Genomic DNA, 18,804 nt, shown 5'->3' on the forward strand with positions numbered 1-18,804 from the left:
CGTGCCCTGCGGCCGGTCGCCGTGTCAGCCCGGCCCGTCGCCCGGGGTGTCGTCCTCCCGGATGGTCCAGCCGGAGTCGTCGACGAGGATGCGGACACCGTTGATCTCGACCCGTACGGGCGGCGGAGACTTGCGTGCGGCCCGCCAGTTGACGATCGCCATGCCCAGTCCGGCGAGGTTGAAGCCGGACGAGACCAGCAGGCTGATCAGCGCGATGTCGGGGGTCATGTCGCCCGGCCGGGCCGGTGCCTCGACCAGGGTGATCCGGGCCTGCCCGCGGATGTCGCGGTCGTCCATCAGCCAGCTGTGGAACGACAACAGCGGCTCCGGGTCCTCCGCGTCGGGAATGCTGACTCTGATGTCCACAGGCGAGCCCCCGCTTCTGACGGTCCGGTCGATCCGAAGCCATCGTAGGACGAGGGGGCTTGGTTGGCAGCGGCACGAATGTTCGGGATCTTCAGGGGAGTTGAGGCGGGATCCGTGTCGATCACCGGCGGCTCCGTTCTCGGCCGATCCGCACCGCCCGGGGACGCCGGGCTCCTCCACTGGGCCACCGTCGCGGCGGTGCGAGGGGGGCGGATGCGGCAGGACGGGACGTGCAACGGGGTGTGGGGTTCCACGGTGGGCGCCCTGATCCAAGCGGGAACCGTCAACTTCCACGGCTGTCCCGACGGCCTGGCCCCGGCCCCGGCCGGCCCGTGGGTCGAGTCGGCCACGGACTCCACCGTGTGGCAGCACGTCCCGGCCGGGCGCAACGCCGACTTCTTCCGGCAGCACGTCGCCGAGGCCGTCGCCACGCTGGCGCGGTGGCGCGAGGCGGCGGAGTCGGGGACGACTGCCGACCCCTGGCGGGACGACGGCTTCGTGCCGTGCTTCGCCGAAGCCGTGGAGTGGCTGCTCGGCGAGCCCGACCCCGGGCGGCCGCTGGACCTCTACCCGGCCGAGGCGGCCCTGCTGGTGCTCATGCCCTTCCTCCATCGTGTGCAGTGCCTCCGTCTGACGGCCTCGCTCGCACCGGTCGTCGAACCGGGCCGGCTCGGCCGGATCACCGGGGCGCCTCCGCTGCGGACCGCGTTCGAGGTGTTCTCCGAGGGACACGACCTCCTGGTCGAGCGCGGACGCCGGCGCCCCGAAGCGGCGGAGCCCATCGGCTGGTGGCTCTTCCACCGCTGGCTCGCGCAGCGGGAGGAGTTCTCCGATCCCGTCGTCGTCCAGCAGCTCCTGCGGGCCATCGGGCCGTCCGCCGAAGCCCTCGGCGAGACGCTCGACCCACGACGCGTCTGCCGCTTGTTGCACGGGCCGCGCCGCGGGCCCGGCGTATGTGACCGCGAATACCTCGATTCCCTCCCGGCGGACGACTCGGCCCGGATCCGCCGCGGTGGACAGCAGCGGATCCGGGATCAGCGCATCGGCCTCCTGCTCGCGCTGGCCCACGGCATGAGCCGCGGGATCACGGCACTGCCGCGGATCGTGGTGGAGCACGTCGGGATCCCCTTCCCGGTCGACCTGGCACAGCTGCGGCAGACCCTGGACTCCTCCGGATGGGGCGGTTCCCACGATCTGCCGGTCCTCAGGGCGGAGTGCCGGCACGAGGCCGTGATCGAGGGGTTGCGCGAGTACACGGCCCACGCGGACGAACTCCTGGCAGCCGTTCGCCGCACCGCCCACGAGCGCGTCACCCAGCCGATGCCGCGGTTGCCCGCCCGTCTCTCCGCCGACGAGGTGATGCCCTCGGAGGGCGCCTTCACCGGCTGGGCCGCCTTCCGCCTCGACGAGCGCCGCGTCCGCGACCTCCTCATGGGAATCCAGCTCTACAAGGACCGCGACCTCGCCGTCCGCGAGCTCTACCAGAACGCGCTGGACGCGTGTCGCTACCGCCGGGCCCGCACCCAGTACCTGGACCGGACACGAGAGGCGTCGTACGCCTACGCAGGCCGTATCGACTTCGAGCAGGGCACGGACGAGGACGGCCGCGAGTACGTCGAGTGCCGTGACAACGGCGTCGAGCTTCGCGAGGGCTTCCACATCGCTGGTGTGGTCCGGGCTGCCGACCGTCTCGCGAATGTAGTCGTCGACTGCCTGCTGCTGTGCCCGCGCATGGTCCCGCTCGCGTCGGCCCATGTTCTTGCCTCTGGCGATCACATAGACGAAGACGCCGAGGAAAGGCAGTCCGATCACGAGGACGAGCCACCCTGCCTTGGCCCATCCGCCGAGGGAGTCGTCGCGGAATACGTCTGCGATGACCCGGAAGAGCAGGAGGACCCACAGGACCCACATGAAGATCCATACTGCGGTCCAGAAAGCGCCCAGGACCGGGTAGTCGTAGGCCAGATACACGTAGGCGTTCATGTTCTCTCTCCTCCTGTCGTCTCCCCCGATGTTGTTCCGGCGTGTCCGAGCCGGGGTCCGTACGCCTCACCCGTCTAGGGCGAGGACCGCGTGCGACGATCGCCCGTCGCGGTGTCGCCGGAGGCCGCGGCGAGGACGCCGAGGAGTATCAGTACGGCGACCACGATGCCGAGGACCAGCGCCACGGAGGCGGGGGTGGGGTAGTTCCACAGGATCAGGGCCAGCCCGCCGCCGGCGATGACGATGCCGGTGGTCCAGCCACGGTGGGTGTCCAGCCAGTGTCCGGTGCTGCCGGTGCGCGCACCGGAGTGGGCCAGGGCCCGGCCCGTGGCGCCGGTGGCCCGGGCCGCAACCGAGCGGAAGACGCGGGCACCGCGTCCGGGACCGTACAGATAGCCCGCCAGCACGGTGATCACCGCGATGACGAGGACCGTGAGGGTGCTCGCCCGCAGGAAGCGTATGAGCGTGTCGTAGATGGGGGCCGCCGCGTCCGGTGGCAGGACGTCGGAGGGTACGGAATCCAGGTAGACCCGCCGCATGACGGCGAGACCGACGAGCAGCACGACCATCGTGACGCCGACGCCGAGGCCCGTGGCCATCAGGGCCACCCGGTGCGAGGGCGCGGCCCAGATGCCGAGGGCGGCGAGGACGACCACGGTGACGGGCAGCCAGGTGCCGACGACGTTGAGCAGGCGCATGGCGTCCTGGGCGTTGTCGAGCTTGTCGGTCTTCAGCAGCGGGACCGTCTTGTCGACGTCGGGGATGTCCGCGGCCTTCTCGTAGCCCGCGTCCACCAGCCGTTCCTTGACGTTGTCGATGACGGTCCCCATGTCCAGGACGATCGTGTCCCCCTTGGCCTCGACGGCGCTGTTCCCCTCTCCGGTGAGGGTCTTCACCACGGCGGCGTGGGCGCGCCGGTTCGCGCCGTCCCAGGCCTGTGCGAACTGGTCGCTCTTCACCGCCCCGGCCACCACATCGTGGACGGCCGAGTCGAGCGCGTTCTGCAGCGGTCCGGTGAGCAGGGGCGTCTTGTCCACCACCCCGGGCGGGGCACCGGCCTTGGCGAGAGCTCCGCCGAGGGCGTCCGTGATGCTCTTGACGTCGACGTTGCCCACCACCCGGTCGGTCAGCCGGTCGGTCACCAGATTCTGCACGGGGGGATCGGTGGCGATCGGTGCGACGGTCTGTACGTACCTGCCGGTATCGGAGACTTCGGCGTTCACCCAGGTGGCCACGACGGCCAGCGGGGAAAGGACGAAGGCCAGCACCAGCAGGACGGAGGCTCCCGCGTAACGCGTACGGCGGTGGCGGGCGTGGGCGGTACTCCGTAGACGTTCGTATTCCTCGCGTTCGGCGGCGCTCAGGGGTTGTTCGGCCCCGGAGCGGCCGCGGCCTTGGGGGGCGGAGGCGTCGGACGGGTCCATGGTTTCCTCCGTTCTTGCGAGATCACGGAAGCGACCGGTCAGTCCGGAAGGCGGCGCATCTCTTCGACGTGCAGCCCCAGGTCCTGGAAGCGGACGAGGAGCCCGTACAGATGGGCCTCGTCGGTCACCGTGCCGAAGAACAGCGTCTGTCGTGGGACGGACGCCCTGTCGAGCTCGGGAAAGGTGTCGGCCAACGGCGTGGAAACACGGCCGGTGACACGGAATTCGTAGCGCATGCCCGCACCGGTCCTGCCTGCTCCGGGGACTCTTCCTCCGTCATGCTGTGCGCCGCGCGGGGTGGGGGGCATCCCCCTACGCGGGTGAGTCGGCCTCGGGCGGCGCACGGCGGAGCCGGCCGACCGGTCACAGGATGTGCAGCTCCTTGCCGAGCTCGACGGCCTCGCGACGACGGGAGACGCAGAGTTTTCGGTAGACGCTCCGCAGGTGTGTCTTGACGGTGTTGACGGACAGGTGGAGTTCGTCGGCGATTTCGTTGGTGGACAGCATCCGCGCGACGCAGGAGAGCACCTCCCGCTCGCGTCCGCTGAGCGGCTCGACGAAGGCGGGGGTGTGCGGGCCGTCCGGTCGCCGGGGGCTGAGCCAGGAGCGGGAGAGGCGGGACCCGTCTTCGCCGTCGGCCCGCTCGAGCAGGTGCCGCAGCCACGGCCCGGCTTCGGTGAAGGGGCGGCGCAGCTGTTCGGGGCGGGCCGCGTCCAGTGCTTGCGCCAGCGGGGCGTGGGCGGCGTGGGGATCGTCGCCCAGCATCGCGATACGGGCCCGCAGCAGTCGGATACGGACGTGGTCGACCAGGTTCGACCGGTGTGAGCGGTCGGCGTGCGCCAGGAGCCGCAGGGCGCGGTCGATGCGTCCGGCCGCGAGGTGGGCGTGGGCCAGGGCGACGGTGAGGGCCGGTCCGTCGCTGTCGCCGCCGTGCAGGGCGGCGACAGCGGCCTCGTGGTCTCCGTGGGCCAGGACCGCGTGGGAGCGGGCGACGGCGAGGCGCTCGGCCGGCCATGCCATGGGGGGCTGCCCGGGTTCGGCGAGGGTCGTCAGGGCGGCTTCCCACCGCCCCTGCGTCAGTTCGAGGCGGGAGCGCAGGACGGCGCTCTCCGCGACCATGACCGGGTCGTCGTGGGTGTCGGGGCACGCCATGGCCCGTTCGAGGTGGTGACGGGCGGCCCGGGGGTCATCGCGTTCGAACGCGAGGGCGGCCAGTGCCAGGTGACCGGCTCCTGAACGGCGGGCGGGAGACATACCGTGCCGGTCGGCCACCGCGAGGGACCGCACGGCGTGGTCTTCCGCTGCCGTCAGGGCTCCTACGGCGCTCTCGGTCAGGGCGAGCTTGCCGAAGGACGCGTGGAGCACGAGGTGGGTGGCGTCGTCCGCACAGGCCTCGACGGCGTCGGTGAAGGCACGGCGGGCATCGTCGAGGCGACCGGACCGCAGGAGCGCGCAGGCCAGCCCGTGCAGCCGCAGGGCCGTGAGCTCCGGATGCTCCTCGATGCGCCATCGTGCCACTCGCGCCGCCAGGTCCTCGGCGTTCCGGGCCATTGCCTCGGCCGCCGACCCCGGGGTGACGCCGCGCTCCGGGTCGCACGACTCGCAGAGCAGCTTCAGGAGGGCATAGGTCAGCCCGGCCTCGGGGCCGGGCGGTGTGCTCCCGCTGTTCATGAACCGCTCGGCTGCCGTGAGCCGCTCGCGGCAGCCGTCGGGGTCGCGACGGGCCAGGCGGCAGGCTCCCGCGACGAGGGCGGGCTCGACGCCGGGGGTGTCGTCGGGCATACGGGAGAAGAGCACCGGGAGACGGTCCTCGCCGGGGCCGGCGAGCAGGGGCCCGACCATCAGGTTGCGGACGGCTTCGGCGGCTCCGTAACTCCAGTCGCCGGCCGCCGTCGCGTGTCCGAGGGCTTCGGCCGGACGGCCGGCATCGGCGAGCCAGCGCGCGGCACGGCCGTGGAGCCGCGGTGCGAGACCGGGTCGTCGGTTGCGCAGATGTGCCCGGAGCACCTGGGCGAACAGGGGACGGAAGCGGCACCAGCGGGTGTCCGCGACCGGTTCCACGAAGGCACCCTCGCGGACGAGCCGGGTCAGGATCTCTTCGGCGTCCTGCCACCCCGTCAGCGCGTTCGCCAGCTCGGGGTGCACCTGGTCCAGGATGCTGGTGCGCAGGAGCAGTTCCCGGGTGGCGGCGGGCTGGGCCTCGAGAACCTCGGCGAGCAGGTAGTCGGCCACGGCGTGTTCGGAGGCGGCGAACGACCGGGCGAAGCCGTCCGGGTCGTCGGACTTCCGCATGGCCAGGGCGCACAGTCGCAATCCGGCGGCCCAGCCCTCGGTGCGGCCCGTGAGGGTGCGGACGGTGCTGTCCGTCGTGGCCGGATCGTGCTGTCGCAGCAGAGTCGCCGCTTCGTCCGAGGTGAACGTCAGGTCGGCACTCCGGATTTCGGTCAGCCGGCCCTCCGCGCGGTAGCGGTGGAGCGGGAGCCGTGGGTCCATCCGGCTGATCAGGACGAGGCGGAGCTGCGGGCCCGCGTGTTCGAGGAGGAAACCCAGCCCCTTCGCCACCTCCCGGCCGGGCGCCTTGGCCATGTCGTCGAGCACGAGCACCACGGGGTGGGGCAGGTGTTCCACGGCGGAGGCGAGCCGGACGAGCAGGGAGCGGCCGATGCTGTCGGGGCTGGTGGGTGTTCCTATGGTGGCGGGCAGCGAGGGAAGCGCACGCCGGAAGGCTTCGAGGACGTAGGACCAGAAGATGCCCGGGGCGTTGTCGTCGGTGTCGAGGGTCAACCACGCGACGGGCCCCGGGGGCGTGGCGAGGTGGGCCCAGGAGACGGCGAGAGTCGTCTTTCCGGCGCCCGCCGGGCCGCTGATCAGGGTCAGCGGCCCGTTGACACCGCCGCTGAGGCGGGTCAGTAGACGCTGTCGGGGGACGCATGCCCCGGGGAGTGCGGGCACCGAGACCTTCGAGGTCAGCAGTGGGTCACCGGACCAGGCCAGTGCTGCTTCGGTGGCGGTGCCGACCGGACGCCGGCCGGGAGCACGGCCGCCGTGGGATCCCTTGCCTTCTTCCGTGACAGCGGGGAATCCGGACGTGGGCATCCAACCACCACCTGGGAGCGGGTCTCGGGCGCCGACGCCGGGGCCTCTCCCCGCCGGGGCGCGCTTGCCGCGTCGTGTGCCGGGCCGTGCTCCGAACCCGCGACTCCCATGGTGCCTGCTCCTCCCGGCGGCTGCCACGCGGGACGGCGCTGCGCGGCGGGCGGGGCGGCCGCGCGGCGGTGTGCCCGGTGCGGGCTGTGCGAGCGGCGGCTCACCCGCTCCGGGTGATGCGATGCCGTCGTCCCACCCGGAACATGCGGGAAGGAACCTCGAGCGAGGAGACTTGGTGATGACCGCGACGACCCCGCATCGCCACCCGCCCCCGGAGGAGAGGGCGGCGCGTGGCAGAGCGGCCCGCGGCCTGGTGCCGCGGTCCGGCCACGCCGCGTTCGCGCCTCGGCAGGACCGGCCGGATCCCGTCGAGGTCATCGAGCGGCAGTCCGCGGAGCGGGTCCCGGGACTCGTACCGATCCGCTACGGAAGAATGCTCGAATCACCGTTCCGCGTCTACCGCGGCGCGGCCGCGATCATGGCTCTGGACCTGGGGGCGCTGAGCCACACCGGCATCACGACGCAGTTGTGCGGGGACGCGCACCTGCTGAACTTCCGCCTGCTCGCCTCCCCCGAACGGCGCCTGGTCTTCGATATCAACGACTTCGACGAGACACTGCCCGGACCGTGGGAATGGGACGTCAAACGGCTCGCGGCCAGCCTCGTGATCGCCGCCCGGGCCAACGGCTTCTCGGCCGGACAGCGCGCCGGCGTCGTCCGCGAAGCCGTCCGGGCGTACCGGGAATCGATGCGGGCTTTCGCCGGGATGCGCAATCTCGACGTCTGGTACGCGCAGGCGGACACGGAGAAACTCAGCGCCCTCCTCGGTGACCGGTTGGCCAAGAGCTCCCGCCGACGCCTCTCCCACGCGTTGGACACGGCTCGGACCAGGGACAATCTGCAGGCCTTCGAGAAGCTCACCACGGTCGCGGGCGGCAGTCGGCGGATCGCCTCCGATCCACCGCTCCTCGTACCGCTGAGAGACCTGCTCTCCGAAGCCGAGCGTGCGGGGTTCGAACGGGACCTCCGTGAGGCCATCGAGCGGTACGGCACCAGTCTCACCTCCGACCGCCGACATCTCCTCCGGCAGTTCCGGATGGTCGACATCGCCCGGAAGGTGGTCGGGGTCGGCAGTGTCGGCACCCGCTGCTGGGTCGTGCTCATGCTCGGCAGGGACGATGAGGACCCGCTGCTCCTGCAGGCGAAGGAGGCCGGCGCCTCGGTCCTCGCCCCGCACGCCGGGCGGAGCGAGTACGACAACCAGGGTCGGCGGGTCGTCGCCGGGCAGCGATTGATGCAGGCCGCGAGCGATATCTTCCTCGGCTGGGACCGGGTCACGGGTGTCGACGGAAAGCAGCGTGACTTCTACATCCGCCAGTTGCGCGACTGGAAGGGCATCGCGCGGCCCGAGACGATGAAGCCCAGCGAGCTGAGGTTCTTCGCGGGCCTGTGCGGCGCCACGCTGGCACGCGCCCATGCCCGCTCCGGGGACCGGATCGCGATCGCCGCCTATCTGGGCGGCGGTGACATCTTCGACCGGGCGCTGGCCGAATTCGCCGAGGCCTACGCCGACCAGAACGAGCGCGACTTCCAGGCCCTCACCGACGCCGTTCGCACCGGTCGGATCACAGCCGAGACCGGCTGAGCCGTCGGACGAAGGCCGCGACCGACCGGGCTCGGGCCTTGGTCGTATCGGGTGCCACGCCCCCGGACGGGCACGGCCAGGCCGAACATGCGAAATGTCCACTTTATGCGGATAAGCTATGTATCATGGTCAAGCCTGGACAGTCGCGACTCCGCCGTTCCAACGGCCGGTGGTCCTTCGTCCAGCTGTCCCCGGTGCTCCTGACCGTGGTCATCGCCGGGCTCGCGTACTCCACGCCCCCGGACATGGCCTTCAGCCGCATCCTGCCCGCGGCCCCCGCTCTGGCGGCCGCCATGTGGCCCGTGCTGCCCACCGTGCTGCTGGGGACGGTCTGCTTCCTGCTCATGATCGGCCTCAGCCTCGTGTTCCCCGGCCTGGGTGCGTGGTACACGGTGGCGGGCATCGTCGCGGTCACCGTGGCGGCCGCGTACGGAAGCCATGTACGGCTCCAGCGGGAGCAGTCCCTCTTCCAGGTCCGGCTCGTCGCCGACGCGGCGCAACAGGTCGTCCTGAGCCCGATGCCGCGCCGCTTCGGGGACATCGAGATCGAGTCGCTGTATCTCGCGGCAGCCGCGGAGGCCCGCATCGGGGGCGATTTCTACGAGGTGGCCGACACGCAGTACGGGGTCCGGTTGCTCATCGGCGATGTACGGGGCAAGGGGCTGCCGGCGGTGGGCGCGGCCGCGGCGGTGGTCAACTCCTTCCGGGAGTCGGCCTACGACGAGCCCGACCTGGGCGGCATCGCACGCCGGCTGGAGGCCAGCAGCAGCCGTTACAGCACCGCGTTTCCCCCTGAGGATCTGATGGAGCGGTTCACCACCGCCGTTCTCGTCGAGATCCCGCACGAGGGGGACCTCATCAGGATTCTCAACTGCGGGCATCCGCCGCCGCTGGTCCTGAACCGGGAGGGGCTCCGCGTCCTGAATCCCACCTCACCCTCACCGCTGCTCAACCTCGCGGACCTGATCGGCGATCACTACAGCATCGACACCTTCCCCTTCGCTCGCGACGACCAGCTGCTCCTCTACACCGACGGCGTCACCGAGGCCCGCGCCCGCAACGGCGAGTTCTTCCCCCTGACGGACTGGATGAGCCGGCAGACCCCGGCGCGGCCCCGCGAACTGCTCGACGGGCTCCACCGTGACCTCCTGCACTACAGCAGCAGAGGCCTTGACGACGACATCGCCGCTCTCGCCGTGCACCGGCACCAGGGTGCGTAGGCCGAAACCACCGGGCGTCGGCACAGGCGAAGCCGACGCCCGGTGGTCGTTCACGTGCCCGTCGACGGTCAGCTGTCCGCCGGGCTCGCCGACTGGGCGGCGTCGTAGACGGCCTTCTCCTCGTCACCGAGGTGGGTGGAGCTCAGGTTGGGACCCTGCACCCAGCCGAAGAGGCCGATGATCTGGCCGGGGTCGTCGTAGCGGGAGAAGACCCCCACCTGGACGCCCTCACCGGTGGTCGGGTCGAAGTTCTGCAACAGGGGCCCGCCGCTGGTTCCCGGCGACAGCGCGCCGCGCATCACGTCGCTGTAGTAGACCGGGTCGTTGCGGGTGGTGCCCTGGGCGGTCATGAGGCTCCGGCCGTCGAAGGTCCGCTGGAGCTGCCGGGACACATTGCCGGGGCGGTAGTAGTTGCGTTCGTTGATGGTCGGGTAGCCGAAGACGTGGTTGTTCTGGTTCTGCGGCTGGTTGAAGCCGATCTGCTGGCCACCGGTGACCTGGCCGATCGGCCGCGGGTCATCGGGGTTGTCCACCAGGACCGCGGCCATGTCGTGACCCAGCAGCCAGTCCGCGCTCTGGCTCCAGGTCTTGGTGATCCACTCGCGGGTCACGCCCCAGACCCCGTACGGGGCGATGTCCTTGCCGGGAAGTGCCGTGCTGGAGGTACGGCGCTCCAGGTTCGCGCCGTTGAAGCCCGGTACGAACACCATGTTGGTGATCATGGTGTTCCCGAAGCCCACGTTGATCGGGGTGTGGATGCGCAGACAGTGGGCGGCGGTGACGACAACGCTCTGATTGGCGCTGTTCACCACGTCGCCGGAGCACGAGGTCGTCGACACGGCGCCGGTGACCACATCCTTGTTCTGGATGAAGAACTTGCCCGCGGTACGCGAGACCAGCCCGGCCTTCCGCGGCCACGGCTTGCTGAGGTCGTCCCAGCCCCCGGGGGGCGGGGTCGCGTCCTGGTCCTCGTGGTTGAGGCCGGTGGCGGCCATCTTCTCCAGGGTCCAGAACTCCACCTCGGACCGGAGCTTCTGCTGATAGTCGGCACCGGCCGGGACCATCGGGATCAGCTCGAACGCGGGGACATCGGCTCGTGCCGGGGGCGCGGCGGTGAGCAGAGCGGCCACCAGTCCGATCACACCGAGCACGGTGGTTCTCGTGCGTCTCGCCAGCTTTCCGATGGGCAAGGCTTTCTCCTCCTCGAGGATGTTCATGGAGCCGGATGGGAGGTCCGACTACGGTCACGAAGGCTGGCGGAACTCTCCACCCGCCCTTGTTACGGGTTGGCGGTCACCGTGAAGCCGGCGCCGAAGACGCCGGCGGGGGCGGCGGCGTCCCGGGCCCGCAGGTCGGCGAGGATGTTCGCCGAGCTGGTGTACAGGAAGGGCGGCAGGGCCAGGGTGATCCCCTTGGTGATGCCCGCCCAGGGGCCCGATGCCTTGAAGCCATTGGCCTGGGAGGGAAGTTCACTCCCGGGCACGCGCCAGATGGCCGGCCCGCCCGAGTCGCCCTTCATGTTCACGGCCGCCGATCGGTAGACGCCGAGAGAGTTCTCCATGATGGTCCCGTACCACGCGCCCGTCTGACCCGAGGTGATGAGCTCGTTGCTGCCGGCAGCGAGCAGTCGCTCGTTGTCGAGTGCGGGGTTCAGGGCGTTCGGGCTGACGGGACCACCGGGGACCTTCACCATGCCCGTCTGCTTCAGGTACGGCCCCTGCGAGGAGAGCGTCACCTGCGGGACCAGCTCGATGATCATGTAGTCCTTGGTCACATGACCCGTCTGTGAACCCTCGGGGTCCTTGAAGTAGCGCACGTGCCCGATCGGGCCGAACCCGGCGTCCGCCCGGTCGTAGACGGGGGCGATGTTGTCGGGGATCTCGCGGTCCGCGTACCTGGCATCACGAAGGCAATGGCCGGCCGAAATGGCTATCTTGTGCCCGTATTTGTCCGTGCCCACCGCGCCGATCGTGCAGAAGGCATCGGGCATCGACGGACTGAAGATGATCTGCATCGCGTTGTGTACGCGCTTGCCCTCCTCGCCCTGGGCGGCCTGGGCGGCACCGACCCCCATGGTCCAGACGACCGTCAGGCTCAGTAAGAAAGTGCACAGTCTCTTGATCATGCGTGGAACCCTGTCTGTCGGGAAACGGGAGGTCAGGCGGACGCGAATGCCGCTTCGAGCCGCGGAACGAAGTCCACGAGATCCTGTGCCCAGCAGCCGTAGTTGTGGCCGCCGTTGCAGTTCTCGCCCCAGCCGGAGCCGTTGCCGTAGTCCACGTAGTGCACGGGGTGGTTGAGGGCGTCCAGGCGTTCCTTGGCGTGCTGGGAGGCGGACTGGACCCAGAACTCGGGCTCGGCGGGGTTGCCGCCGCCGTTGCCGGTGTAGATCGTGACGCCCGTACCGGCCCGGGCCAGGACGTCCATGTGCGCGACCGGGTCCGCCTCGTTCCACCGCCAGTCGGCGTTGAACACCGGATACGGCGTGCCGAAGACCGCGTCGCTGGAGACCGTGGGACCGAAATTGAGCGAGCAGGTAGGACTGGAGGTGCCGCAGAGCGGGGCGCCGATATTGGTCAGCGTGGCGACGACGGCGGCCCGCATGACGGCGTGGTTGCGCGAGAACTCATTGGCGCCGGAGAGCGTGGCGACCTGGCTGAAGAGGCCGGGGTGGCGCTGGGCGTAGTGCAGGGCCCCGAAACCGCCCATCGACAGGCCGGCGACAGCCCGCCCCTTCTTCGTCGCGATGGTCCGCAGATTCGCGTCGATGAACGGGATCACCTGGTTGATGTGGAAGTTCTCCCAGTTCTGCGCACCGGCGGCGGTGCCCTGGTCCAGCCAGTTGCTGTACCAGCCCCGCAGGCCCCCGTCCGGGATGACCGTGATCATCGACTGGGCCGCGGCCAGGGCGGGGTAGGCCAGGTTCGGGTTGCCCGGGTCGTCGGACGCGCCGTGCAGGAAGTACAGCACCGGATACCGCTTGTCCGGGTTGGCCGCGTAGTCACGAGGCAGCAGGATCCGGATCCGGTGCGCTCCGGCGACCTGAAGCGTGTTGACCGTGACCACGAAGTTGGTGGCCGTACCGGTGGCACCGCCGGCCTGCGTCAGACCGAAACCGTCGGACATCTTCGGCGGACCCGACGCGGCCTCGGCACGCACGGAAGGCGCCCCCAGCAGAAGGAGGGCGGCGGCCAGGGTGGCGACTACTGCCTTCACGCGCAGGAGCCGGGTGGGCAGGACTGATCTCATCAGTTGTCCTCGGACTGGGCGGGGGCTGGGTGCCATGGACTGGTGTTCAGCCGGACACCGGAAATCTCATCGCAGCACTCTGGGTAACGCCATACTCTGCGGGTGGCGCACCTGCGCCAACGGCCCAGGTGCGCCACCGGCGCCGCAGGCTCCGGGGGCCGGTCGGGCCGGCTCCCGTACGGCGAAGGAGATGTCGTGCACGACGTGTTGGACCCGGACTCCGACCGTGGGCGGGTCTATCGGTGCCTGGTCGGTCATCCGCGGGTGTCCCTGGACCAGTTGGCGGCCCGGGCCGGGCTGGGCGAGGACGTCGTCCGAGCGGTGCTGAAGGAACTCGCCGCCGAGGACATCGTCGTGACGACGGATTCCGGGGCCGGGGAGCCCTTCTGGGAAGCGTTACCGCCCACGGAGGTCGTCGAGGCGCTGCTGCAGCGCGATGCCGCCGTGCGGACATCGCTGCGTCAGGCCGGGACGGAGCTGGAACGGCTCTACCGTTTCGCCAGGCGGGACGCCGGTCACTACGGCGCGCTGGAAGTCGTCGAGGACCCCGCGCGCGTCCTGGCGGTGAGCCGACAGATTCAGCAGTCGGCGCGCCACCAGATCCGGGTCATCGACGTGCCTCCGTACTCCGGGACGTCCGACTTCTACCTCGCTCAGGAGGTGCTGCAGCGCGAGCGCATGGCCGCCGGAGTCGTCTACCGCAGCATCTATCACGGCTCCGCCTTCGACGACCCCGTCGCGTGGCCCAACATGGCGCGCATGATCGAGGCCGGGGAACAGGCACGGACACTGGACGATCCGCCCATGAAGCTCGCCATCGGCGACGACGACCTGGCGGTGGTCACCCTCGCCGCCGACGACCACCCCGGTGTCGTCTCCCTCCTGATCCGTCCGTCGGGCCTGTTCCAGGCGCTGTCCAATGTGTTCGAGTCCCTGTGGAGACTTGCCGTTCCGATATCGGCGGCGGGTACCGGCACGCAGATCGACGCCCGGGACCGCCGGATCCTCACGCTCATGGCCAGCGGAGCCACCGACGACGCGATCGCCCGGCACCTGGGCGTGGGCCGGCGCACGGTCGTGCGCCGCGTCTCCGCCCTCCTGGCCAGGCTTGGCGCCACCACCCGCTTTCAGGCGGGGGTCCAGGCGGCTCGGCGCGGCTGGCTCTGAGGACGTCTGGGGCAGGGCCGCGGTGGATCAGCCTGCCAGACGGGCGAGGGCCAGCGTGTGCGCGTGGTCGAGGGAGTCAGCAGCGGCGCAAGGGATGTCCGGCTGCACACCGGTGCCCTCCCAGTTCGTGCCGGAGACGGGGTTGACGGCGCGGCCCACGGGGACGGTGACTTCCAGGTGTGGGTGCACCGTCCAGCCGTCGCACGGATGTGCGCCACCGCGGGTGCGCTCGCCGACGACAACGGCGCGGCCGAGCTGCTGCAGGTCGTACGCCAGCTCCTCAGCGGCAGAGAAGGTGCCGTTGCTGGACAGCACATACAACGGCTTGCTGCCACCGAAACACGCGCCGGGAACGTGCGGCAGGCTCCAGGACTGTTCCCCGCGCTCGCCGCCGCGCCAGTACATGGTGTTGAGGTGGGTGCGCTCGTCCAGCAGGTAGCCGCAGACGAAGGCGACCGTGTCCGGGTCGCCGCCCCGGTTGGCTCGAAGGTCCACGATCAGCGCCCGGGCGCGGGAGGCCAGGGTGAGCGCGGCACTCAGCGGTTCGGCGGCCCATTCCAGCGGAAACAGCATCGGTCCCAGCTCCACCACGGCGACCCCTCCGCCGAGCAACTCCACCCGGGGCACACCGCCCAGCGAGGTGTCGAATTCCCGGCGCATGGATGCCTGGGTGGCTGCCCCCTGTTTCGGGGTCACCGGGTCGGCGTGGTGCTTCAGTCTCAGGTGTCGGTCACCGTTGACGGACTGCAGGTCCGCGGTGACCAGACGGGCGAGCCCCTCGGCGTCGTCGACGTCGTAGGCGCCCTCTGTGAGGCGTCGTCGCAGCAGGCCGGCCAACTGCTCGGCTGTCTCGGGGAAGACGTAGTGCTCGGTCAGCAGCCGGGCCGTCTCGTCGATGACAGGGGCCGGCCGAAGTTTCGTCGGAGTCGTCATGGCAGGGAGTAGAGCACTGCCCTTGCGAAAGCGTCAAAGAATTTAGACACTTTCGGTATGCGCGATCAGCCTTCCTACCTGCCGCCTCCCGAGGACGTCCTGGAGATCGGTGCGCCTGAGCAGTTCGCGGCGCTCTCCCACCCGTTGCGCCAGCGGTTGCTCTTCGCCCTGGGCCACCGGCCCGCCACCATCAGCCGGCTCGCGGCGCAGCTCGATGCGAAGAAGGGCAACGTGGCCCACCACCTCAAAGTGCTCCGCGAAGCCGGGCTGGTCCACGTGGCCGAGACCCGCCAGGTCCGCGGCGGCACCGAGCAGCACTACCAGCGCACGGCACGCCGCATGGTCGTCGCCGAACCGCGAGCGGCAGGCACCGCCGCGATGCTCGCCGCGTTCGCGCAGGAGCTCGACCTCTCACCCGCCGAGACCCACCTGACACTCCGCCACCTGCGTCTCAGCCCCGCGAAGGCAAGAGAACTCGGCGAGACCCTCGCCAAGCTGGTCGACGACGCCGAGGAAAACGCAGAGGACCAGCCCGTGCACGGTGTGTTGGTGGCGCTCTATCAGCAGGCTCCGCCGGTCAACCCCTAGTCCGCCCCCAGCTCGAAGCTCCCGAAGGTGGGCCGCCCGGCCAGCTCGTAGGTCTGGACGGCGACCCCGGAGCCGGTGGTCCGGGAGTCGGTCAGCCGCAGTGCGGTGGGCACGGCCCCGTTCGCGAACAGCCGCTTCCCCTTGCCGAGCACCACCGGGTAGACCCACAGCCGGAACTCGTCGATGAGGTCGTGCGCCATCAGATACTGCGCGAACGTCCCGCTCCCGTGGATCTGCAGCTCCCCCTCACCACGCCTCTTGAGCTCCGCGACCGCCTCGGCGACATCCCCGGCAATCAGCGTGGAGTTGTGCCATTCCACCCTGTCCAGAGTGGTCGACGCGACGTACTTGGGCAGATTGTTGAGCCGCGACGCGACCGGGTCGTCCGGGTCGGTCACCCGCGGCCAGTGGGCGGCGAAGATCTCATACGTCTTCCGCCCCAGCAGAAATCCCTCCGCCGCCCTGAACCGCTCCCCCACGATCCGCATCATGTCCTCGTCGACATACGGCACCACCCAGCCGCCGCAGTCGAACCCGGCGCTGGTGTCCTCGTCGGGGCCGCCGGGCGCCTGCACGACCCCGTCGAGAGACAGAAATTCCGTCAGTGAAACCTTGGCCATGACGTGAGCTCCTCGCGTGCTCCTGAGTCCTGCGCATGCTCCTGCACACCCTCAGACTCCAGCGGAAGCGAATCCCAGCGCTCACGCGACACGCGGGATACGCGGAGCCGTACGACTACGGCACCGGTGACGCCGCCGAGCGGCTGGGCACCCGTACGGCCGGTCTACCGCTGCGCGTCCCACGGGCTCGGTCCGGTTCCGGCGGCCCACGCGGCCAGCTCCTCGGCACCGAAACAGCCGATCCCGCACTGAGCTGCGTATTCGGCACCCGGCTGGGTGAAGTCGCTCGTGGTGACCACGGTCGCCGTGTGGGCACCGTGTACCGCGAAGCACGTGCCGCCGAAGCGTTGGAGGTCCTGTGATCCCACCTTGTGGTCCGGGGAATACCTCTTGCACTGAATCACGACACGCCTCCCGTCGGGCGCGGTGGCCACGACATCGGCGCCCAGATCCCCGGCACCACCGGTGACCCCCACATCCGAGCATCCGTCACGCCTGCACAGCTCCGCCACCGCCTCCTCGAACTCATCGGGGCTCATCGACTCGTAAGCAGGTATCGGGTCGTATACAGGCATCGGGCAGGGCGCTGCGGCGGCCGGCGCCGAGGCCGCCACAGCCCGCATCAGACGATGGCGCCGGCGCAGCACAGCAGCTGCGGTCACGAACAGCGCCGCCCCCGTGAACAGGGCGCTGACGGGATGGTCCGCGGCCTCCGCGGCCAGGGCGCGCACCGTCAGGCCCGCCCCGCAGACGACGGCAGCGATCAGCCCGAAACACAGCGCGAGGTGTCGCAGGCTGAAAGGGGACTGCCGGCCGGGTCGCTCCCCGGCGCCGGGAATGGTCATGGCCGCCGATCCCCCTCACGTCTCGACTTCAAGATCGTCGATACGTCTGCCCCGGTGTGCCGCCCCTACACCGCGCCCTCACCCGGCGGTCATCGCTCGGGATTCGCCCAGAACTCCTCCAGCGCGGCGGCCCCGGCACCGGGGTCCTGGAGCATCCACCAGTGACCGAGCCCCTCCAGGGGACGGAAGCGCGCCCCGAGCGCGGCGGCGGCCTCGGACGCGGGGCCGCCGTCGTACGGGTCGTGCGTCGGGTGCAACACCAGGCCCGGAGCCGATGTCACCGACGTCAGGTCCGCGCCCCAGTGCGCGAACGGGTTGGGGGTCGCGGAGCGGTACAGAGCAAGGATGGACGACGCCATCGTCTCGTCGAAGCTCTTGCCCATGACCCGCGCGTGCTCATCGGCGACGCCCGCCGCCCTGAGCTGTCCGGCGACGCCCAGAGGGCTGCCGGGGTCGGACACCTCCAGCGACTCCGTCGCCCACGTCTCCCCGGCTCCCGTTGTCTGCCACAGCCGGGCGGCGTCATGCCATATGTAATCGCGGTGGAGGACCGAGGCGACATCCACGGCCCAGCTCCGCAGGCCGACAACGCCTCGGGAGGCGACACGCGCGACCAGCAGGGCGCCCCAGTCGTGCCCGACCAGGTCGACCGGGCCGTCGAACTGCCGCAGTTCCCCCTCGAGCCACGACACGTACTCGTCCTTGGTCGAGGTGAAACCCTCGGGGCGGGGAGAGCCGAAACCCGGGAGCCGCAGTGCCACCGAGTCCCCGCGCAGACGGGCCCGGAGCCCGTCCCATACCTCATCGGTCTCGGGCACTCCATGGACGAAGACAACGGTCATGACTTCCCCTTCTCAGCAAACGATCACGTCAACAGCGGTCTGCTGTGGGGACGCTACGCCCACCCCGAACGTGACGCGAGAAATTTGTTCGACGCTCCTCGACGATCCGCGGAGCGGGGGCTACCTACGGAAGGTTCGGCCAATGTGCCGCATGGGGCTGGGTGAAGTAGTCCGCGTCCTTGGGGCGGGCCGCGTCGCGGCCGGCGGGGCGGGGGGCCGGTTCCAGGTGGGGTATGTACTTGGAGCAGTGGATGTAGGCCTCCTCGACGGTGAGATGGACCCACATCTCCGGATCGCGCCCGGGCGCGACATCCGTGGGCAGACCGGGATGGATGAGGCGTAGGTCGCTGTCGTGGTAGAGGTGGGCCACGCCGTTGACGTGCAGCCCCACGTGATGGTGGGTGAAGTCCACGAACAGCATGCCGAGGTGAGGGTTCTCGATCATGTTGCCGGCGCTGGCCATCACACCGTTCCCCCGGAATTCCGGGTAGGCGAGCGTATGGGCGTCGAGCACGTGGACGAACCCCGGCGGTCCGGCCCGGAAGCTCGCATCGCACTCGCCGTGGGAGTCGGCGGTGGCGAGGAAGACCATTGCCTGGCGGCCGACGAAGTCCCGCATCTCGGCCGTGAGATGGGGGCGCACCTGCTGATCGTAGAACCGGGCTGCACGGTCGGCGGTGCCCAGCTGCTGCTGCAAGTGGTGTTCACCCGCTGATCCGAAAGTCGGCGGTGGCAAGGTCACGAGGGGTTCTCCTGGCAGGGGCGGATGAGAGGG

17 protein-coding genes are annotated in these 18,804 nt (G+C 70.3%); 5 read left to right on the forward strand and 12 right to left on the reverse strand.

The features are described 5' to 3' along the window. Window positions 1-24: 24 nt before the first annotated feature. Window positions 25-366 carry a hypothetical protein gene (locus tag AB8O64_RS04290; protein ID WP_370417932.1) on the reverse strand — a complete coding sequence of 114 codons (342 nt, stop codon included), beginning with the start codon at window positions 364-366 and terminating at the stop codon, window positions 25-27. A 114-nt stretch (window positions 367-480) separates the two neighbouring features. Here AB8O64_RS04290 and AB8O64_RS04295 point away from each other — a divergent pair, with 114 nt between their 5' ends. Beyond that, window positions 481-2,427 carry a hypothetical protein gene (locus AB8O64_RS04295; protein ID WP_370417933.1) on the forward strand — a complete coding sequence of 649 codons (1,947 nt, stop codon included), beginning with the start codon at window positions 481-483 and terminating at the stop codon, window positions 2,425-2,427. Here AB8O64_RS04295 and AB8O64_RS04300 read toward each other — a convergent pair. From AB8O64_RS04300 to AB8O64_RS04310, 3 genes are all read right to left on the reverse strand, one after another. Continuing rightward, entirely contained in the window at window positions 2,424-3,773 is a 1,350-nt protein-coding gene (locus AB8O64_RS04300) for a hypothetical protein (RefSeq protein ID WP_370417934.1), read from the reverse strand. The two genes, AB8O64_RS04295 and AB8O64_RS04300, sit on opposite strands and share 4 nt — an antisense overlap. Window positions 3,774-3,811: 38 nt before the next feature. After that, window positions 3,812-4,009: a hypothetical protein gene (locus tag AB8O64_RS04305; protein ID WP_370417935.1), complete on the reverse strand. Its 198-nt coding sequence runs from the start codon at window positions 4,007-4,009 to the stop codon at window positions 3,812-3,814. Between the two features lie 127 nt (window positions 4,010-4,136). Beyond that, window positions 4,137-6,869 (reverse strand): LuxR C-terminal-related transcriptional regulator, encoded by a 2,733-nt coding sequence (locus tag AB8O64_RS04310; RefSeq protein ID WP_370417936.1) that lies wholly within the window; start codon window positions 6,867-6,869, stop codon window positions 4,137-4,139. Window positions 6,870-7,158: 289 nt separating this feature from the next. On the opposite strand from AB8O64_RS04310, the gene AB8O64_RS04315 reads away from it, so the two are divergent. Beyond that, entirely contained in the window at window positions 7,159-8,565 is a 1,407-nt protein-coding gene (locus tag AB8O64_RS04315) for a DUF2252 domain-containing protein (protein ID WP_370417937.1), read from the forward strand. Window positions 8,566-8,690: 125 nt separating this feature from the next. After that, on the forward strand, window positions 8,691-9,785 hold the full coding sequence (locus AB8O64_RS04320) for a PP2C family protein-serine/threonine phosphatase (RefSeq protein ID WP_370417938.1): 1,095 nt from the start codon (window positions 8,691-8,693) through the stop codon (window positions 9,783-9,785). Between the two features lie 68 nt (window positions 9,786-9,853). On the opposite strand, the gene AB8O64_RS04325 is transcribed toward AB8O64_RS04320, so the two are convergent. From AB8O64_RS04325 to AB8O64_RS04335, 3 genes are all read right to left on the reverse strand, one after another. Then, on the reverse strand, window positions 9,854-11,002 hold the full coding sequence (locus AB8O64_RS04325) for a serine protease (RefSeq protein WP_370417939.1): 1,149 nt from the start codon (window positions 11,000-11,002) through the stop codon (window positions 9,854-9,856). Between the two features lie 62 nt (window positions 11,003-11,064). Then, a complete protein-coding gene (locus tag AB8O64_RS04330) occupies window positions 11,065-11,910 on the reverse strand; it encodes a hypothetical protein (RefSeq protein ID WP_370417940.1) in 846 nt (281 codons plus the stop codon). A 32-nt stretch (window positions 11,911-11,942) separates the two neighbouring features. After that, entirely contained in the window at window positions 11,943-13,034 is a 1,092-nt protein-coding gene (locus tag AB8O64_RS04335) for an alpha/beta hydrolase (RefSeq protein ID WP_370417941.1), read from the reverse strand. Between the two features lie 195 nt (window positions 13,035-13,229). Here AB8O64_RS04335 and AB8O64_RS04340 point away from each other — a divergent pair, with 195 nt between their 5' ends. Beyond that, complete coding sequence (locus tag AB8O64_RS04340; protein WP_370417942.1) at window positions 13,230-14,201, forward strand: LuxR C-terminal-related transcriptional regulator; 972 nt, start codon at window positions 13,230-13,232, stop codon at window positions 14,199-14,201. A 27-nt stretch (window positions 14,202-14,228) separates the two neighbouring features. Here the strand turns inward: AB8O64_RS04340 and AB8O64_RS04345 are convergent, their stop codons facing one another. Continuing rightward, on the reverse strand, window positions 14,229-15,134 hold the full coding sequence (locus AB8O64_RS04345) for a S41 family peptidase (protein ID WP_370417943.1): 906 nt from the start codon (window positions 15,132-15,134) through the stop codon (window positions 14,229-14,231). 57 nt (window positions 15,135-15,191) lie between these two features. Between AB8O64_RS04345 and AB8O64_RS04350 the strand changes: the two genes are divergently transcribed. Beyond that, a complete protein-coding gene (locus AB8O64_RS04350; protein WP_370417944.1) occupies window positions 15,192-15,722 on the forward strand; it encodes an ArsR/SmtB family transcription factor in 531 nt (176 codons plus the stop codon). On the opposite strand, the gene AB8O64_RS04355 is transcribed toward AB8O64_RS04350, so the two are convergent. From AB8O64_RS04355 to AB8O64_RS04370, 4 genes are all read right to left on the reverse strand, one after another. Further along, window positions 15,719-16,342 carry a dihydrofolate reductase family protein gene (locus tag AB8O64_RS04355; protein WP_370417945.1) on the reverse strand — a complete coding sequence of 208 codons (624 nt, stop codon included), beginning with the start codon at window positions 16,340-16,342 and terminating at the stop codon, window positions 15,719-15,721. The genes AB8O64_RS04350 and AB8O64_RS04355 overlap by 4 nt on opposite strands. Window positions 16,343-16,506: 164 nt before the next feature. Continuing rightward, window positions 16,507-17,187 carry a restriction endonuclease gene (locus AB8O64_RS04360; RefSeq protein WP_370417946.1) on the reverse strand — a complete coding sequence of 227 codons (681 nt, stop codon included), beginning with the start codon at window positions 17,185-17,187 and terminating at the stop codon, window positions 16,507-16,509. An 89-nt stretch (window positions 17,188-17,276) separates the two neighbouring features. Continuing rightward, window positions 17,277-18,029: an alpha/beta fold hydrolase gene (locus tag AB8O64_RS04365; RefSeq protein ID WP_370417947.1), complete on the reverse strand. Its 753-nt coding sequence runs from the start codon at window positions 18,027-18,029 to the stop codon at window positions 17,277-17,279. A gap of 124 nt (window positions 18,030-18,153) precedes the next feature. Beyond that, on the reverse strand, window positions 18,154-18,771 hold the full coding sequence (locus AB8O64_RS04370) for a pyridoxamine 5'-phosphate oxidase family protein (RefSeq protein WP_370417948.1): 618 nt from the start codon (window positions 18,769-18,771) through the stop codon (window positions 18,154-18,156). Window positions 18,772-18,804: the final 33 nt, after the last annotated feature.

This window comes from Streptomyces sp. QH1-20 (genome assembly GCF_041283565.1).
Classification (GTDB): Bacteria; Actinomycetota; Actinomycetes; order Streptomycetales; family Streptomycetaceae; genus Streptomyces; species Streptomyces syringius.

Coding starts and splice junctions, on each gene's coding strand:
- AB8O64_RS04320 (WP_370417938.1), top strand. CDS start 8,691: ATGGTCAAGCCTGGACAGTCGCGACTCCGCCGTTCCAACGGCCGGTGG.
- AB8O64_RS04335 (WP_370417941.1), bottom strand. CDS start 13,034: ATGAGATCAGTCCTGCCCACCCGGCTCCTGCGCGTGAAGGCAGTAGTC.
- AB8O64_RS04300 (WP_370417934.1), bottom strand. CDS start 3,773: ATGGACCCGTCCGACGCCTCCGCCCCCCAAGGCCGCGGCCGCTCCGGG.
- AB8O64_RS04315 (WP_370417937.1), top strand. CDS start 7,159: ATGACCGCGACGACCCCGCATCGCCACCCGCCCCCGGAGGAGAGGGCG.
- AB8O64_RS04330 (WP_370417940.1), bottom strand. CDS start 11,910: ATGATCAAGAGACTGTGCACTTTCTTACTGAGCCTGACGGTCGTCTGG.
- AB8O64_RS04325 (WP_370417939.1), bottom strand. CDS start 11,002: ATGAACATCCTCGAGGAGGAGAAAGCCTTGCCCATCGGAAAGCTGGCG.
- AB8O64_RS04310 (WP_370417936.1), bottom strand. CDS start 6,869: ATGCCCACGTCCGGATTCCCCGCTGTCACGGAAGAAGGCAAGGGATCC.
- AB8O64_RS04305 (WP_370417935.1), bottom strand. CDS start 4,009: ATGCGCTACGAATTCCGTGTCACCGGCCGTGTTTCCACGCCGTTGGCC.
- AB8O64_RS04355 (WP_370417945.1), bottom strand. CDS start 16,342: ATGGCCAAGGTTTCACTGACGGAATTTCTGTCTCTCGACGGGGTCGTG.
- AB8O64_RS04350 (WP_370417944.1), top strand. CDS start 15,192: ATGCGCGATCAGCCTTCCTACCTGCCGCCTCCCGAGGACGTCCTGGAG.
- AB8O64_RS04345 (WP_370417943.1), bottom strand. CDS start 15,134: ATGACGACTCCGACGAAACTTCGGCCGGCCCCTGTCATCGACGAGACG.
- AB8O64_RS04365 (WP_370417947.1), bottom strand. CDS start 18,029: ATGACCGTTGTCTTCGTCCATGGAGTGCCCGAGACCGATGAGGTATGG.
- AB8O64_RS04360 (WP_370417946.1), bottom strand. CDS start 17,187: ATGACCATTCCCGGCGCCGGGGAGCGACCCGGCCGGCAGTCCCCTTTC.